This window comes from Thermomonas sp. (assembly GCF_019104945.1).
GTDB lineage: Bacteria > Pseudomonadota > Gammaproteobacteria > Xanthomonadales > Xanthomonadaceae > Thermomonas.
Genome location: NZ_JAHRWW010000010.1, coordinates 58,076 through 74,327, shown reverse-complemented (window position 1 = coordinate 74,327; position 16,252 = coordinate 58,076). Strand labels below are relative to the sequence as shown.

At 58.0% G+C, this 16,252-nt stretch carries 14 protein-coding genes; 9 read left to right on the top strand and 5 right to left on the bottom strand.

All coding sequences use genetic code 11. The annotated features are described in order from the left end of the window. The first annotated feature begins 262 nt into the window (after window positions 1-262). From KUL77_RS02690 to KUL77_RS02670, 5 genes are read left to right on the top strand one after another with little or no spacing between them, the layout of a single operon-like run. The gene (locus KUL77_RS02690) at window positions 263-859 is read left to right on the top strand and encodes a hypothetical protein (RefSeq protein ID WP_297143270.1); all 597 of its coding nucleotides are present in this window, start codon (window positions 263-265) and stop codon (window positions 857-859) included. A 10-nt stretch (window positions 860-869) separates the two neighbouring features. Next, window positions 870-1,067, top strand: a complete 198-nt coding sequence (locus KUL77_RS02685) for a helix-turn-helix transcriptional regulator (protein WP_297143267.1) — start codon at window positions 870-872, stop codon at window positions 1,065-1,067. 39 nt (window positions 1,068-1,106) lie between these two features. Beyond that, window positions 1,107-2,657 carry an alpha/beta hydrolase gene (locus KUL77_RS02680; protein WP_297143265.1) on the top strand — a complete coding sequence of 517 codons (1,551 nt, stop codon included), beginning with the start codon at window positions 1,107-1,109 and terminating at the stop codon, window positions 2,655-2,657. 24 nt (window positions 2,658-2,681) lie between these two features. Then, on the top strand, window positions 2,682-3,437 hold the full coding sequence (locus KUL77_RS02675) for an ATP-binding cassette domain-containing protein (RefSeq protein ID WP_297143262.1): 756 nt from the start codon (window positions 2,682-2,684) through the stop codon (window positions 3,435-3,437). After that, window positions 3,434-4,627: an ABC transporter permease gene (locus KUL77_RS02670; protein ID WP_297143259.1), complete on the top strand. Its 1,194-nt coding sequence runs from the start codon at window positions 3,434-3,436 to the stop codon at window positions 4,625-4,627. Before KUL77_RS02675 ends, KUL77_RS02670 begins: the two co-directional genes overlap by 4 nt. 74 nt (window positions 4,628-4,701) lie before the next feature. Here the strand turns inward: KUL77_RS02670 and KUL77_RS02665 are convergent, their stop codons facing one another. From KUL77_RS02665 to rpmH, 5 genes are all read right to left on the bottom strand, one after another. Continuing rightward, window positions 4,702-5,727: a TonB family protein gene (locus KUL77_RS02665; RefSeq protein WP_297143256.1), complete on the bottom strand. Its 1,026-nt coding sequence runs from the start codon at window positions 5,725-5,727 to the stop codon at window positions 4,702-4,704. Window positions 5,728-5,806: 79 nt separating this feature from the next. Further along, window positions 5,807-7,135 carry a tRNA uridine-5-carboxymethylaminomethyl(34) synthesis GTPase MnmE gene (mnmE, locus tag KUL77_RS02660; protein ID WP_297143254.1) on the bottom strand — a complete coding sequence of 443 codons (1,329 nt, stop codon included), beginning with the start codon at window positions 7,133-7,135 and terminating at the stop codon, window positions 5,807-5,809. A 158-nt stretch (window positions 7,136-7,293) separates the two neighbouring features. Next, the gene (gene yidC / locus KUL77_RS02655) at window positions 7,294-8,931 is read right to left on the bottom strand and encodes a membrane protein insertase YidC (protein WP_297143252.1); all 1,638 of its coding nucleotides are present in this window, start codon (window positions 8,929-8,931) and stop codon (window positions 7,294-7,296) included. 40 nt (window positions 8,932-8,971) lie between these two features. After that, window positions 8,972-9,382, bottom strand: coding sequence for a ribonuclease P protein component (gene rnpA, locus KUL77_RS02650; protein WP_297143249.1), 411 nt, complete (start codon window positions 9,380-9,382; stop codon window positions 8,972-8,974). Window positions 9,383-9,483: 101 nt separating this feature from the next. Next, on the bottom strand, window positions 9,484-9,624 hold the full coding sequence (gene rpmH, locus KUL77_RS02645) for a 50S ribosomal protein L34 (protein WP_187553495.1): 141 nt from the start codon (window positions 9,622-9,624) through the stop codon (window positions 9,484-9,486). Window positions 9,625-9,851: 227 nt separating this feature from the next. Here rpmH and dnaA point away from each other — a divergent pair, with 227 nt between their 5' ends. The 4 genes from dnaA to gyrB all read left to right on the top strand — a co-directional run bounded on the left by dnaA (window position 9,852) and on the right by gyrB (window position 16,247). Beyond that, window positions 9,852-11,177 (top strand): chromosomal replication initiator protein DnaA, encoded by a 1,326-nt coding sequence (gene dnaA, locus KUL77_RS02640; RefSeq protein ID WP_297143331.1) that lies wholly within the window; start codon window positions 9,852-9,854, stop codon window positions 11,175-11,177. Window positions 11,178-11,429: 252 nt separating this feature from the next. Next, window positions 11,430-12,530 carry a DNA polymerase III subunit beta gene (dnaN, locus tag KUL77_RS02635; protein WP_297143239.1) on the top strand — a complete coding sequence of 367 codons (1,101 nt, stop codon included), beginning with the start codon at window positions 11,430-11,432 and terminating at the stop codon, window positions 12,528-12,530. Between the two features lie 81 nt (window positions 12,531-12,611). Continuing rightward, entirely contained in the window at window positions 12,612-13,694 is a 1,083-nt protein-coding gene (gene recF, locus KUL77_RS02630) for a DNA replication/repair protein RecF (protein ID WP_297143236.1), read from the top strand. Between the two features lie 90 nt (window positions 13,695-13,784). Beyond that, window positions 13,785-16,247, top strand: coding sequence for a DNA topoisomerase (ATP-hydrolyzing) subunit B (gene gyrB, locus KUL77_RS02625; RefSeq protein ID WP_297143233.1), 2,463 nt, complete (start codon window positions 13,785-13,787; stop codon window positions 16,245-16,247). The last annotated feature ends 5 nt before the right edge of the window (window positions 16,248-16,252 follow it).

The following is a 16,252-nucleotide window of genomic DNA, read 5'->3' as shown; positions in this document are numbered from 1 at the left end:
GGTTAAATGACGCAACTTGACACTTAGTGACGTAGAACAGTAACTCTATTGAGCCACCCTCGCGTGTGTCAAGTATTTGCGCGGCCTGACAACCTTACATGTCAAGCCTGCTTGACACGGCACCCAAACCACTGCATGCTCTTGTCAAGCACCCTTGACAAGGCACCGCAATGAAATCAACACAGCAATGGAAAGCCTCGGGTATCACGTTCTTCAGTATCGGGGTGGCGTTCTTACTCAAATCACGCAAAGGCGATGCGCCATGACCCTACACCGCTGGATGTGGGGGTTTGTGCTGATTGGTCTGGGTTGTTTGGCGCTGGCCGGTGCAGGGCAATGGTTGCTGCATTGGCCCAACGACGCCGTGCACACCTGGCTGGGGATTGGCTGTGGTTATCTGGCTGGATCACTGATGTTTCTACTGGTGCCACGCTGGTGGCGTCAGCACTGCGATGAGATGTACGCGCAACCGGCTGGCAAGCGCTATATCCGGGCGCTGTTGCCGATCATGGTGTTCTATTCCTTGACGTTGTTCGGGTCGATCTGGGTGATCAAGCGCGGCATCGCATCGGTGCCCCTGCGTGCGGTGATTGCCGTGCTACCGGCACTGGCCATCGTGTTGCTGATGCGGGCGGGTTTGCGCTATTTGCGCGAGATCGACGAGCTGCAACGCCGTATCGAAACCGAAGCCATCGGCGCAGCCAGCTTACTGGTGTCCGTACTGTATTTCGCCGGTGGTTTATTGGAAAAAGCCAAGGTGCTGCACTTTGATGCCGCCGCTGCAATGATCTGGGTGTTCCCATTACTGATGCTGTGCTACGGCGGCGCGAAGTACATCTTCACCCGGCGTTATTTGTGAGGCCGCACTGGTGAACAATCGCTTGCGCGAGCTGCGGGAACAACAAGGCTGGTCGCAAGGCGAACTTGCGGTGCAGTTGGACGTCTCACGACAAACCATCAATGCCTTGGAAACCGGAAAATACGACCCGTCGCTGCCACTCGCCTTTCGCATCGCTCGGTTATTTACCTGCCGTATCGAAGATATTTTTCTGCCGGATGAAGACTAACTTCATCCATTTTCTTTCACCTCAACAGGAGTTGCGCTGATGTCGTCACGCAAAACCCGAATACTGCTCTCTCTGACCGTAGTAGCTGCTTTTTTTGGCTACCGTTTCACGCAGCAGAACACCGGTACGGATGCTAAAGACACGATCACAAAACCCGCTTCTGCCGTCGCAGCCATTCAACCCGTAATGCTGGGGCAGATCGCATTCATGCCTTGCAATCTCAGCTCATTGATGCGCCGCGATAGCCTTGAAGCGATGTGTGGCAGCTTCGAAGTACCAGAAGATCGCAGTCAGCCCAATGGGCGCAAGATTAAGCTCAATCTTGCCTGGCTGCAGGCTAGCGACCACGGCAGCGCGCTACCCGACCCTGTGTTTTTCCTTGCGGGTGGCCCCGGCCAATCCGCGGTAGACACCTTCCCCGCACTCGATCCTGTGTTCAAGGAAGTGCGCAAGCAGCGCGATGTCATTCTGGTGGATCAGCGCGGCACCGGTAAGTCCAACCTGCTGTCTTGCACCTTGGCCGATGATGCCAACGACACCGCCGCCAAGCCCAGCACTGAAGAAATTCAGGCACAAACACAGGCGTGCATCGACCAACTCTCCAAACACGCCGACTTGCGCCACTACACCACCACCGATGCCACCGCCGATCTGGACGCTGTGCGCCAAGCCATCGGTGCTAATCAAATCAACCTAGTGGGCGTCAGCTACGGTACGCGCGTGGCGCAGCAATACGCCATGCATTATCCCGCCGCAACGCGCAGCATCGTGCTGGATTCCGTTGTTCCCAACACCCTTGGGCTTGGCAATATCTTTGCGCGTAATTTAGACGATGCGCTTACCCTGCAATTTGGCCTCTGCAGCAAAGACCCAGCGTGCAAGAGTAAGTTGGGCGACCCACGCGCCGAACTCGATACCCTCCTCACCAAGCTGCGCGCAGCGCCCGTGACGGTCAGTTATCGCGACGCCAGCAGCGGCGAGCTCAAGCAGGGCGTACTGCATGCTGAGTCTGTGGCTGGCCTTGTGCGTATGTATGCCTATATGCCACTGGCCAGCGCGCTGCTGCCCAAGCTGATCCACGAAGCCAACGCCGGGCGCTATGAAAACCTGATGGCACTGGTGCAGATGCTCTATGGCGACATAAAAGAAGCCATGGCCATGGGGATGCAGATGTCGGTTGTCTGCAGTGAAGATGCTGGCAGCATGGTGGCCCGTGTAGAAGATCAGGCCACGGTGCTAGGCAATGACATGACATCTTCCATGGCCACCATGTGCAAACTTTGGCCGAAGGGAATGCTTCCCAAAGATTTCAACCAACCACTCGCCACGAACGTTCCTGCACTCATTCTCGAAGGCGAATTCGACCCCGTTACACCGCCGCGCTACGGCGAAGAGGTTGTGAAATCGCTTCCTAATGGCCGCCTCTTCGTACTCAAAGGCCAAGGACATAACGTGATTGGTGCAGGCTGCATGCCCAAGCTATTCACACAGTTCATTGAAAAGGCCGATGCAAAATCATTGGATGGCACTTGCCTTAATGCATTGAGCTATGCCGCCCCGTTCACCAGCTTCAACGGCGCTGAGCCGTGAGCCGCACGCACAAGGATTGATGACATGATTGTTGCAGAACATCTTCGCAAAACCTTTCCCGGCAAAGGTAAGGACAAGCAGCGTGTGATCGCCGTTGATGACGTGGGCTTTACCGCGCACGACGGCGAGATTACCGGTTTACTGGGCCCCAACGGCGCGGGTAAAACCACCACACTGCGTATGCTGTACACCCTGATGACACCAGAAACAGGGCGTGTCTTGGTGGATGGCACTGACGTTGCGCATGACCCAGAACGCGTGCGCCGCAGCCTTGGCGTCTTACCCGATGCGCGCGGCGTGTATAAGCGCCTGACCGCACGCGAAAATATCGACTACTTTGCCGAACTGCACGGCATGTCTCCTGCAGCCATCGCCGAGCGCACCGCCAAACTTGCCGCCGCGCTGCAAATGGAAGATTTTTTAGACCGTGCTACCGAGGGCTTCAGCCAAGGTCAACGCACCAAAACCGCAATCGCTCGCGCACTGATCCATGACCCTAAAAACGTAATTCTCGACGAACCCACCAACGGCCTCGACGTGATGACTACGCGCGGTTTACGTCACTTTTTGAAGGACCTGCGTGCCGAAGGCCACTGCGTGATTTTCTCCAGCCACATCATGCAAGAAGTCGCCGCGCTGTGTGACCGCATCGTGATCATTGCGCAAGGCAAAGTCACCGCACAGGGCACACCGGATGAATTACGCGCACTGGCAGGAGAGGACAACTTGGAAGACGCCTTTGTCAAATTGATCGGCAGTGAAGAGGGCCTGCACGCATGAGCCAGAATCATTTCTTCTCCAGTCTATTCACCGTCATGCGCAAAGAGTGGCGCGATTTTTATCGTGATCGCCGCACCTTCTTTTTGAGCCTCTTGGTTGCACCGCTGCTGTATCCATTGATGTTCCTCGGTATCGGCAAGCTCACCCAAATGCGCGCAGAAACGCAGCTTGATAAAAACCTCGATATCCCGGTGGTCGGCATCGAACAAGCGCCCAATTTGATGAAGTTCCTCGCAAGCTATGGCATCGACACGCACCCCGCACCCACTGATATCGAAGCGCGTGTGCGCGCCCAACAAGAAGACCTCGCGTTAGCACTCGATCCCGAGTTCGCCAAGAACTGGCATGCAGGCAAACCGGCGAAGATCGACATCATCACCGACACCACACGGCGCAATGGTGATGTCAAAGTGGCACGGGTCAGCAAGATACTGGAAGGTTATGGCGGCAGCGTGGGCTCTATGCGCCTGCTGATTCGCGGCATCAACCCGGGCATCGCCGCACCGCTTAGCGTAGGCACCCGCGATATGGCCACACCCGAGGCCAAGAACAGTCAATTCATGAGCATTCTATTGCCGATGATCTTGACCATCTTCGCCTTTATTGGCGGTGCACATTTAGCCATGGACACCACCGCCGGTGAGCGCGAGCGTCAATCGCTGGAGCCGCTGCTGGCAACGCCCGCTTCCCGCTCCGCGCTGGTTGGCGGAAAGATGCTCGCCGCAGTTGCACTGGGCTTGCTGTCGATGCTTCTAATCTTGGTGTCCTTCAAGGTTTCCGCCACCTTGGCAAGCGGTATGGCCAAGCAGATGGACGTCAGCTTCATGGCGATGGGTAAGCTGTTGCTGACTTTATTGCCGCTGGTCATCATTGGCACCGCGCTGATTACTGCGCTTGCCGCTGGCGCCAAGAGCATGAAAGAAGCACAGAGCCATATCATGTGGCTGATGATGCTGCCCATGCTGCCCGCCTATGGACTGATGGCTTATCCACTGAAAGACACTGCGCTTTGGCAGTACGCCGTGCCGTTTCTTTCACAAAACCAGCTCATCCAAAAAGTGACACGTGGTGAAGCGGCTTCCATTGAACAATGGGCCATGTACTTGGCCAGCTCACTGACGCTCGCGGCGGTGCTGTGGGCTGTGGCGGTGTGGCGCTATAAGCAAGAGAAGCTCGCCATTTCAGCCTAATCAAGCATCACATCGCACAACGCAAAGAGCCCGGCATCCACCGGGCTCTTTGCACATCTGCTTCTTGCGTTCGCTTACTCGAACGAAATCGTTCGGCGCGTGGTAGTGCTGCGCTCAATCGGCTGGAAGCGCCAGCGTTTCGCGGCTGCCAGCGCTTCACGTTCAAAGTCACGCTGGAACTGACGCGGTGCATCACTTGAAACAACCCGAGCGCTGACAACAGAACCATCAGTACCCACGGTAAATTCCACCTGCACCGTACCTCTTGCTCCAGCACGTTGCGCCTGCGGTGGGAAGCGTGGTGAGACGGTTGAAACCACACGAAGCTCGTTGTTTGAGGCCGCAGGGCGGGCCGCCGCTTGCTGTGTGGCGCGCGCGGCTGCGGCGCGTTGTGCAGCTTCACGATCGGCCGCCTCCTTCTGCGCGGCAGCGCGTTGCGCCGCATCACGCTCAGCCTGTTCGCGCAGGGCCGTTTCACGTTGCGCCGCTTCTTGCTGCATCGCTTGCTGCTTTTGCTGCTCTTGCAGACGTTTTTGATCGGCCTCACGCTGCTTGGCTAATTCCACCTTGCGCTGCGCTTCCTCTTCTGCACTCAGCTTTTGTGCTTCTGCACGCTGCGCGACTTGCTTTTCTTTACCCTCGACATTGGCCTTCAGGCGGTTAAGCGCGGGGTGGTTCGCATCGGCTTTACCAATCAGTGCAAGTAAGCGCTTGGCTTCATCAAAGTCATCACGCTCAATGCTTTGCTCAGCGGCTGATACCACCATGGGCAGCAAATCACTCAGCGCACTAGAGGCAGCAGCATCACCCGGCTGCTTATCACGCAACGCAAGGAAATACTCCATCGCGTTATTTCCTGCTGGGGCATACAGGCGGTTGTCGTTATAGGCCTTATTCGCCGCTTCACGCAATTGGTCTACCCCCATCGACGTGACCGACGCGGAGACGACCGATTCGGGCGTTGGTGCAGGAGCCGACTGCTGCGCGGTTGGTGCGGTGGTTGCCGTCTCTTCTTGTTTGCTGCAGGCAGCCAATACACACGTTGCCGCAAGTGTAACGGCCACAGGCAGCAGCCCAAGGCGCTGTTTATTTACTAGCATTCAATTTTCCCCTGACACTGAGCTGTTATTGTGCCGCTATAGAACGCGGCAAACTGCTTGTATTGTCAAGGGTTTCTGCTTATTTTCCAATGCAGAACGTTGAAAAAATGTGACCGAGTAGACTATCTGCATCCACACGCCCACCAATTTCACCTAGCGCGTCGTGCGCGCGCACGAGCGCTTCTGCCGCCAACTCCAAGCGCTCTAGCTGCATTTCTGCATCGGCCTGCTGCAGCCAATCTAACGCTGACGCTAACGCCGTAAGATGGCGCTGCCTTGCGGAAAATGCACCGCCTTGGTCTGCGCCGCCTGCAAGTTGGTGCAGACGTTGATGCAGCGCCTCTAAACCTTGCCCCGTGCGCGCAGAGATGCCCAGCACACCTTCGGGAAACGGCGCAGGGTGCTCCAGTAGGTCTAGCTTGTTGTAAAGCCAAAGCACCTCCGGCACACCCACCAGCTCGTCGGCTACGGCCGCGCGCCCCGCACCAATGGCACGCGCATCCACCACGGCAAGCGCTAAATCCGCGCGCTCTAACTCACCGCGTGCGCGGCGAATACCCTCCGCTTCGATCACATCCACCGACTCGCGCAGCCCTGCTGTATCCACCAAGGTGAGCTCAACGCCATCGATGCGAATGGTTTCGTGCAGCGTATCGCGCGTGGTACCTGCGATCTCGGTCACGATTGCGCGGTCACTGCCTGCGAGCGCATTGAGCAGCGAACTCTTTCCCGCATTCGGCGGCCCAACCAGCACAACATGCAGCCCATCGCGTAATTTTTTTCCGCGCTCGGCCTCACGGCGTAGCTGCGTCAGTGCGGCATTCACCGCATCCATTTGCTTGCGCAGTGCGCTGCCGCCCAAGGTCTCTAGCGGCTCATCAGCAAAATCAATCGCGGCTTCTACGTGGACGCGAATGGCCAGCACTTGTTCCATCACCGCGTTGACGCGGCGCGAAAAAACACCGTCTAAAGAACGTCGCGCCGCGCGCGCCGCGCGCACATCACTGGCAGCAATCAGATCGGCAATCGCTTCGGCCTGGGCAAGATCAAGCTTGCCATTGAGAAAGGCGCGCTGGCTAAACTCTCCTGGCAGCGCTTGCCGCGCCCCAAGTGCAACGCAGCGCTGCACGAGCTCTTGCAGCAGCACAGGGCCGCCATGCGCCTGCAGTTCAACAACATCTTCGCCAGTGAAACTGGCAGGCGCGGCAAAATATAGTGCGACGCCATCATCTAACGTGTCGCCATTGCCATCTAAAAATTTGGCGTAACGCGCCACGCGAACGGCCAATGCTTTTGCACACACCGTTTGGCCAATATGCAGTGCCTGTGGGCCCGACAGCCGCACAATCCCCACGCCCCCTTCACCCGGTGCCGTGGCGATTGCAACGATGGTATCGGCGGCTGTCATGGGGGAATGATCGCAAACTTTTGAACGTGCTGCCGCTCCGCCAGCGCAACACTCGTAGGATGGACGCGGCGTATCGGGGCCAAGACTCTCGGCAACATGGATGGATTCACGGCGTGTCTTGGACACGATAGGCCGTGGCCAGCCTTTTAAGCTAAATATCAGGCTTTTTCTGGCTCGTCAGCAAAGCGCTTCATGTTCCACCACTGCTGCGCCATACCCAGCGCACCATTGGTAACCCAGTACAGCACAAGCCCGGCGGGGAAGAAGGCAAACATCACCGCCATCACCAGCGGCATAATTTGCATCATCTTCTGCTGCATCGGATCCATGCCAACCATCGGTGACATCCGCTGGGTCAGCCACATCACTACGCCATTGAGCACCGGCAAGATGTAGTAAGGGTCTTGCGCGGTCAGATCATTCACCCAACCCATGATCCACGGCGCTTGGCGCAGTTCTACAGCTTCCAGCAACACGTAGTACAGCGCCAAGAACACCGGCATCTGAATCAAGACAGGCAGACACCCACCGGCCGGATTGATCTTCTCTTTTTTGTACAGATCCAGCATTGCCATCTGGAACTTCTGCTTGTCTTCACCGTAGCGCTCTTTCAGCTGCGCAATACGCGGCTGGAACTTGCGCATCTTGGCCATCGACTTGTACTGCGCCGCCGACAAGGGATACAACGCGCCCTTGATCAGCACCACCAGCAGTACGATCGCCCAGCCCCAGTTGTGGGTGATTTTGTGCAGTTGGGTCAGCAGCCAGTGAATGGGTTTCGATAGAACGGTGAAAATGCCATAGTCCATCGCAAGGCCAAGGCCCGGCGCGGTGTCGGCAAGCTTATCGGCAAGCTTGGGCCCCACCCACAGCGTGGCCGTGCTATCAAAATGCTGGCCCGCATTCAACGTGACTTGCGGCCCACGCGCGGAGATGCTGTACAGGTTGCCGCGTTCTGCCAGCGAAAACAGTGCTGCTTGGTTGGCCTGCGGTACCCAGGCCGTTAAAAAGTAATGCTGCGACAGGGCCACCCAGCCGCCAGTGACCTGCTGATTGAGTGGGCCATCTTTGGCGAACTTCGGATATTTACGCTTACTGTACTTGTCTTCTTGGCTATACCACGCCGCGCCGTTCAGGCTAAACGATTCCGGGTTGGTGAACCCCGCCTTGACGGTCGGCGGCACGCGCTCTAAACGGCGCTCGATATCGCCCGTCCACGCCTGCTGGCCATTATTCACCAGCGCATCCTTTACCTGTACGGCATAGCTGCCACGATTCAAGGTAAACGTACGGCGCAGCGTTACACCGCTGGCGGTTGTCGCGACAAAGCTTGCCTGCACCGACTTCGCGCCATTTTCAATCACGAACGTGCGCTGTGCACCTTCGGGCTGTAGCACCAGCTCTTGCCCACTCTGGCCGCGCCAAACCGCTTCTGCCACAAATAGCTGCGCCGGATCAGCGTTCAGCAGTACCACGGGCTTGCTGCCCACGGCCTGCGACTGCGGGTAGGTCAGCAAATCGGCGTGGGTAATATCGCGCCCGTCTAGAGTCAGCGTCAGCACGTCGTTTTGTAGAAAGACATTCTCACGCGGCGCGGCCGCCGCCACCTGCGGCTGCGCCGTTGCAGCGCCCCCCTGTGCCGATGCCTGCGGTAGCGCCACGTTAGGCGCTTGCGACGCCGCCGTCGCGACCGCTGCAGGCGTGGCGGCAGGCGCGTGCTCCTTGCCCCATTCCTGCCACAGCAGGAACGCCACAAACACCCACGCGATCAACAAAAATGTACGAATCTGATTCATCGGCTAAGACACTCGGCAACGGGCGGTACGCGCAGTTGCATCAGGAAGTGGAAATAGAAGAGGCGGGCGGCATTGTGCCGGTGGAAACCGTTCGCGGCAATGCACCCGCACGGATCAGTAGCTGCTCAAACGCCTGCGCGAGCTGCACATTTGCAGATGCCGCCGCCGCGGATCGCGCCACCAGCACATAGCTGCCGCCTTTTAAATAAGGCCGCAGCCGACGAAAGCGCTCGCGCAATTGACGCTTGATTCGGTTGCGCCCCACAGCATTGGGGTCCACTTTGCGCGAGACCGCTAGCCCCATCCGCGGCGACGTATCATCGGCTAACCAGTGCAAGGCCAAGCGTGGTTCTGCGGTGCGTTTGCCCGAGGCAAACACCGCCGTAAACTCGGCTTTCGCGCGCACCCTTGCACCGCGTGGAAATGTCTCTGGTAAAATCTCAGGACGCACAAAAACGTCAGCTTCCGTACGGGGAGCCGACGTTTTTGATGGTGTTTGCAACGTCATTGTGCCCCGGCATTGCTGCCGGATGCGTGACCCTGACCCGAAGGTCAGACGGTCAGGCGACGACGACCCTTGGCACGACGACGCGCCAAGATCTTACGACCGTCGGCGGTGGCCATGCGGGCGCGGAAACCGTGGTCGCGCTTACGCTTGAGGTTGCTGGGCTGGTAGGTGCGCTTGGTCGCCATGGCGAGGCCTGCTTACTTTATTTCAATGGAACCGCCCATTCTATGGATCGAAATAGCAAATTGCAAGCACAGGGCGCACTTGGCCATTCAGCCAAGTTTTCTACCGCTTTTTGCAGACAACGGTTGGTCGCGTTTGCTGGCAGTGATACCCTGCTCATCCCCAACTTTATCCACAGCGGTCCTGCGCGTGCAGCGACCGCATCCCTTCTTTTGGATCGTTCTTGAATATGCAACTTTGGCACGACTGTCTGCAACGCCTTGAAGCCGAATACCCGCAAGAGGACGTGCTGACGTGGCTCAAACCTTTACAAGCCGAGCAGCTTGAACAAGGCTTGGTGCTGTATGCCCCCAACGGCTTCGTTCGCGATGAGGTGGCCGAGCGCTTTTTACCGCGCATCCGCGAACTTGCGGCCCACTACGGCCCGCCGCATGAAGTGCGCCTCGATATCGGTGCGCCGCGCCGCACGCAAACCGCAACTCCCGCCCCCGCTCGGACGCGGGTGGAAGCCAGTAGCGACGCCGAGCCCTTCGATGGCAATGTCGATACCCACTACACCTTCGAAAATTTCGTCGAAGGGCGCAGCAACCAGCTCGCCCGTGCGGCCGCTTTCGCTGCGGCGCAAAAACCCGGTGACCGTGGGCATAACCCGCTGTTGCTGTACGGTGGCACCGGGCTTGGCAAAACCCATTTGATGCATGCGGCGGGCAATGAGATTCGCCGCCTAAACCCGGCCGCGCGCGTGCTCTATTTGCGCTCCAATACCTTCTACGACTCGTTTTTCCGTGCGCTTACGGAAAAAACTACCGATCAATTCAAACGTCAGTTCAAAAAGATCGACGCGCTGCTGATCGATGATATTCAATTCTTCGCTGGCAAAGACCGCACTCAAGAAGAGTTCTTCCACACCTTCAACGCGTTATTTGAAAGCCGCCAGCAGATCATCATGACCTGCGACCGCTACCCGCGCGAAGTGGATGGCCTCGAACCGCGCCTGAAATCCCGCTTGGGCTGGGGCCTGTCGGTGGCGATTGACCCGCCTGATTTTGAAACGCGCGCGCAGATTGTGCTGTCCAAAGCACGCGAACGCGGCGCTGTGATCCCCGACGAAGTGGCCCAGCTCATCGCCAAAAAGATGCGCAGCAATGTGCGCGAGCTGGAAGGTGCGATCAACAAGCTCACCGCACAGGCGGGGCTGCTAGGCCGCCCGGTGACCCTTGAGTTTGCGCAAGAAACGCTGCGCGATCTGTGGCGCGCGCAGCAGCAGGCGATCAGTATCAGTAATATCCAAAAGGCTGTGGCCGACTACTACGGCCTGCTGCTGAAGGAGATGCTAGGGAAAAAGCGCACCCGTTCGCTGGCACGCCCGCGCCAAATGGCGATGGCGCTATCCAAAGAGCTTACCGAGCACAGCTTGCCGGAAATTGGCGCCGCATTTGATGGCCGCGACCACACCACCGTGCTGCACGCCTGCCGACAAATTCAAAAGCTAATGGAAAGTGACGCCAAATTGCACGAAGATTGGGAAAAACTGATCCGCAAACTCAGTGAATGAGCTCGGCACAAGCTGTGGACAACCTAAGGACAAAGCGGCACCGCAAAATCCACGCACATGTTATCAACAGCTTCAAAGCACACTCGCGCACAATGTTTGAATTTGAAATAAACCTTAATAATCAAATAGTTAAATAGCTTATCCAACGTTTTTTTCGACTCCAACACCACCATCTTTTAAGATTTATCCATCTAACAGCAGGAGCATTCCCTCGCCACGGGGCATGCTTCAAAGAAGCTCCGAGGGGTTCACATGCGGTTTTCCTTACAGCGCGAAGTTCTACTTAAACCACTGGCCCAAGTCGTCAATGTCGTTGAACGTCGGCACACGCTTCCGGTACTCGCCAATCTGCTCGTTCGCGTTCAAGACGGCCAGCTTCTGCTCACCGGCACCGATCTCGAAGTTGAAATGGTCGCGCGTTCTGCTGTGGAAGACGCACAGGACGGTGAAACCACCATTCCCGCACGTAAGCTCTTTGAAATCGTGCGCGCCCTTCCCGACGGTAGCCGCATCACCCTGAGCCAGTCGGGTGATAAGGTTACCGTGCAAGCTGGGCGTAGCCGCTTTAGCTTGGCCACCCTGCCTGCGAACGACTTCCCTTCCTTGGACGATGTGGATGCCAGTGAACGCGTGGCCGTTTCGGAAGGCTCACTCAAAGAGCTACTTGAGCGCACCGCTTTTGCCATGGCGCAGCAAGACGTTCGTTATTATTTGAATGGCCTGCTGTTTGATTTACGCGACACCACGCTGCGCTGCGTCGCCACCGATGGCCACCGTTTAGCGCTGTGCGAAGCCGCACTCGACGATGGGCAAGGCGGCAAACGTCAAATCATCGTGCCGCGTAAAGGCGTGCAAGAACTGCAGCGCCTTCTAGAAGGCAGTGATCGTCAATTGGAACTTGAACTTGGAAAAGGCCATATCCGTGTGAAGCGCGATGATGTGACCTTTACCAGCAAGCTCATCGACGGCAAATTCCCCGACTATGAAGCGGTGATCCCGATTGGCGCAGATCGTGAGGTCAAGATCGATCGCGAATCCTTCCGCGCGGCGCTGCAGCGTGCCTCGATCCTTTCAAACGAAAAATATCGCGGTGTGCGTGTTGAAGTCGCCCCGAACTTACTGAAGATCAGCGCGCATAACCCAGAGCAAGAAGAAGCCCAGGAAGAAGTGGAAGCCGAAACCATTGTGGACAATCTCGCGATTGGTTTTAATGTCACCTACCTGCTTGAGGCGCTTTCTTCGCTGCGTGATGAATTCGTCGTGATGCAGCTACGCGACGCGAATTCTTCTGCGTTGGTACGCGGTGCTACCAGCACGCATGCACGCCACGTTGTCATGCCGCTTCGCCTCTAATCCTATGTTCCACGTGAAACACCACTATCTGCGCCCGGAAGTTTCCGGGCGTAGTTGTTTTACGCCTGTGGATGCGCGCTGATGCGGATCCAGCACCTTCGCCTGCAAGCATTTCGACGTTTTACTGACGTTGAAGTGAACTTGTCGCCCGGTTTTAATAGCTTTGTGGGTGATAATGGCAGCGGCAAGACCACACTGCTCGAGGCCACGCATCTACTCGCGCATGGCCGCAGCTTTCGTGGGCGTGTGCGCGACGGGCTTGTTCAAACGCAAGCCGCCGCGCTGATGGTTAACGCAACATGGGAAGCTTCGGGTGTCGCCCATCGTGCCGGACTACGGCATAGCGGCAACCAATGGGAGGCTAGGCTAAACGGTATGCCCCTACAGCAATTGGGCCAGCTATGCGAGGCGCTCGCGGTGGTTAGCTTTGAGCCCGGGAGTCACGCACTTGTAGATGGGAGTAGCCAATTGCGCCGCCGGTTCTTGGATTGGGGGGTGTTCCACGTGGAACATCTCTTTATGCGGGAATGGCGGCGCTATGCGCGTGCGCTGAAGCAGCGCAATGTGCTATTGCGGCAAACGAATGCGATCAATCAGCTTTCGGCATGGGAATGGGAGCTGGCCGATGCGGGGGAACGGCTGACGTTGCAGCGCGAGGCCTACCTAAGCCAGCTTCAGCAACATATTGGTGCGCTCACCCCCGAATTGCTCCCTTCGGCGGGCGATGTTCGGCTGAGTTTACAGTCAGGGTGGCGGCGCGAAGCGATGAGCCTTGCCGATGCACTGCTGTTATCACGCGAGCGTGATCTTGCCGTGGGGTACACCACGCAGGGCCCGCATAGGGCGGATATTCGGATTGAACTACAGACCCTGCCCGCGCCTGATCAGCTTTCGCGTGGGCAAACCAAGCAATTGGCCTTACTGTTGCTGTTGGGGCAGGCGACGCAACTGGCCGATGCGTGGGGGCATTGGCCCGTTCTGCAGCTGGATGATCTCGGCTCAGAGCTGGATCGCCAGCACCAGACGCGCGTGCTGGAGGTGTTGCGCAACAGCGGCGCGCAGGTATTGGTGACAGGAACGGAAGTATTGCCCGCTTGGGCGACACTCGGCGTAGATGTGGCGATGTTTCACGTGGAACAAGGCCGGATACACGCGGAGATTTAGGGGGCGCTTGGTGGGCTGCTATACTGTAAGCCATTAATGATAAATGCGTTTCGGGCTAGCCGAAGCGCACTACGGGAGTAGATGGCGTCGATGTCGCAAAACGAGCAAACCCCGGGCGAGCAGCCCGCAGCTTCCGCTAATTCCAATTACGATTCCAGCAAAATCACCGTATTACGCGGGCTTGAGGCGGTGCGTAAGCGCCCAGGCATGTATATCGGCGATGTGCACGACGGCACCGGCTTGCACCATATGGTGTTCGAGGTGGTGGACAACTCGGTGGACGAAGCCTTGGCCGGGCATGCCGATAAAATCACCGTCACGATCCATGCCGACGGCTCGGTAAGTGTGTCGGACAACGGTCGCGGCATCCCCGTCGATATTCACAAAGAAGAAGGCGTCTCCGCGGCTGAAGTTATTCTGACCGTACTGCACGCTGGCGGTAAGTTCGACGATAACAGCTATAAGGTTTCCGGTGGCCTGCATGGCGTGGGCGTTAGTGTGGTTAATGCGCTATCGAGCAAGCTCACGCTGGATATTTGGCGCGACGGTGGCCACCATCAGCAGGAATACAGCCACGGCGAGCCTGTGTACCCACTCAAGCGCGTGGGCGACCAAGACGGCAAACGCGGCACGATCCTGCGCTTTTGGCCCTCGGCTGAAACCTTCAGTGACGTCGAATTCCACTACGAAATCCTCGCCCGCCGTCTGCGCGAGCTCTCGTTCCTCAACTCTGGCGTCAATATCGCCCTTGTGGATGAGCGCGGTGAAGGCCGCCGCGATGATTTCCATTACGAAGGCGGCATCAAGAGCTTTGTAGAGCACTTGGCCCAAGTCAAAACCCCCCTGCATCCGAACGTGATTTCAGTCACCGGTGAGCAGAACGGCATCACCGTGGACGTCGCCCTGCAGTGGACCGACGCCTACCAAGAAACGATGTTCTGCTTCACCAATAACATCCCGCAAAAAGACGGCGGCACCCACCTGCAGGGCTTCCGCTCGGCGCTAACGCGCACCCTGACCAATTACATCGAACAAAGCGGTATTGCGAAGCAGGCCAAGGTGGCGCTCTCGGGCGACGATATGCGTGAAGGCATGATCGCGGTGCTGTCGGTGAAGGTGCCCGATCCCAGCTTCTCTAGCCAAACCAAAGAAAAACTGGTGTCTTCGGACGTGCGCCCGGTGGTGGACAGCACGTTCTCCGCACGGCTGGAAGAGTTCCTGCAGGAGCATCCAAACGAAGCCAAGGTGATCGCAGGCAAGATCGTGGACGCTGCCCGCGCCCGCGAAGCCGCCCGCAAAGCGCGCGACCTGACCCGCCGCAAGGGCGCGCTGGATATTGCTGGCCTGCCCGGTAAGCTCGCCGACTGCTCGGAAAAAGACCCGGCGCTGTCGGAACTGTTTATCGTCGAGGGTGACTCGGCAGGTGGTAGTGCCAAACAGGGCCGCAACCGCAAGACCCAGGCAGTGCTGCCGCTGCGCGGCAAGATCCTCAACGTCGAGCGCGCGCGTTTCGACCGCATGCTGGCCAGCGCCGAAGTGGGTACCTTGATTACCGCGCTGGGCACCGGCATCGGTAAGGATGAATATAACCCGGATAAATTACGCTATCACCGCGTCATCATCATGACCGACGCCGACGTGGATGGCAGCCATATCCGCACCTTGCTGTTGACCTTTTTCTACCGGCAGATGCCGGAGCTGATCGACCGCGGGCATATCTACATCGGCCTGCCGCCGCTGTACAAGATCAAGCAGGGCAAAAACGAGCTGTACCTGAAGGACGACGTAGCGCTGGATAATTATCTGGCTGGGAGCGCGGTGGAAGGGGCCAGCCTGCAGCCTGCCGCGGGAGAACCTGCGATCGAGGGCGCGGCGCTGGAAAGCCTGCTGTTGGCTCATGCGCGCGCGAAGGAAACCGTCGCACGCAACGCCCACCGCTTCGATGTGGGGGTGCTGGAAGCCTTGATCGACTTCTTACCGCTCGACGCCGCATCGGTGGCCCAACATGGTGATATGCACGCCGCGTTTGAGGCGCTGGCAGGGCGTTTGAACGAGTCTGGTCTCGGCAAGCCGCGCTACAGCCTGCGCTGGCAGGAAGCGAGTGAGCAGCGTCCGGCGGCGCTGCTGGTGACGCGTGCGCATATGGGCGAAGAGCTCACCCAAGTGCTGCCGCAGGCGCTGTTTGAACACGGTGAGCTGAAGCCGCTGCGTGAAGCGGCGGCCAAGTTGCACGGCTTGGTACGTGCGGGCGCACGGATCCAGCGCGGCAACAAGGCGCAGGAGATTGAGAGCTTTATCCAAGCCCAGGCCTGGCTGATGGACGAGGCCAAGAGAGGCCGCCAAATTCAGCGCTTTAAGGGCCTAGGTGAAATGAACCCGGAGCAGCTCTGGGATACCACGGTGAACCCGGAAACCCGACGCCTGCTGCAGGTGAAGCTAGACGATGCGATGGAGGCCGACGCCATCTTCAGCACCCTGATGGGCGATGTGGTGGAGCCGCGGCGTAATTTCATCGAAGAAAATGCGCTCAAAGTGGGCAACTTGGACATTTAACGGGG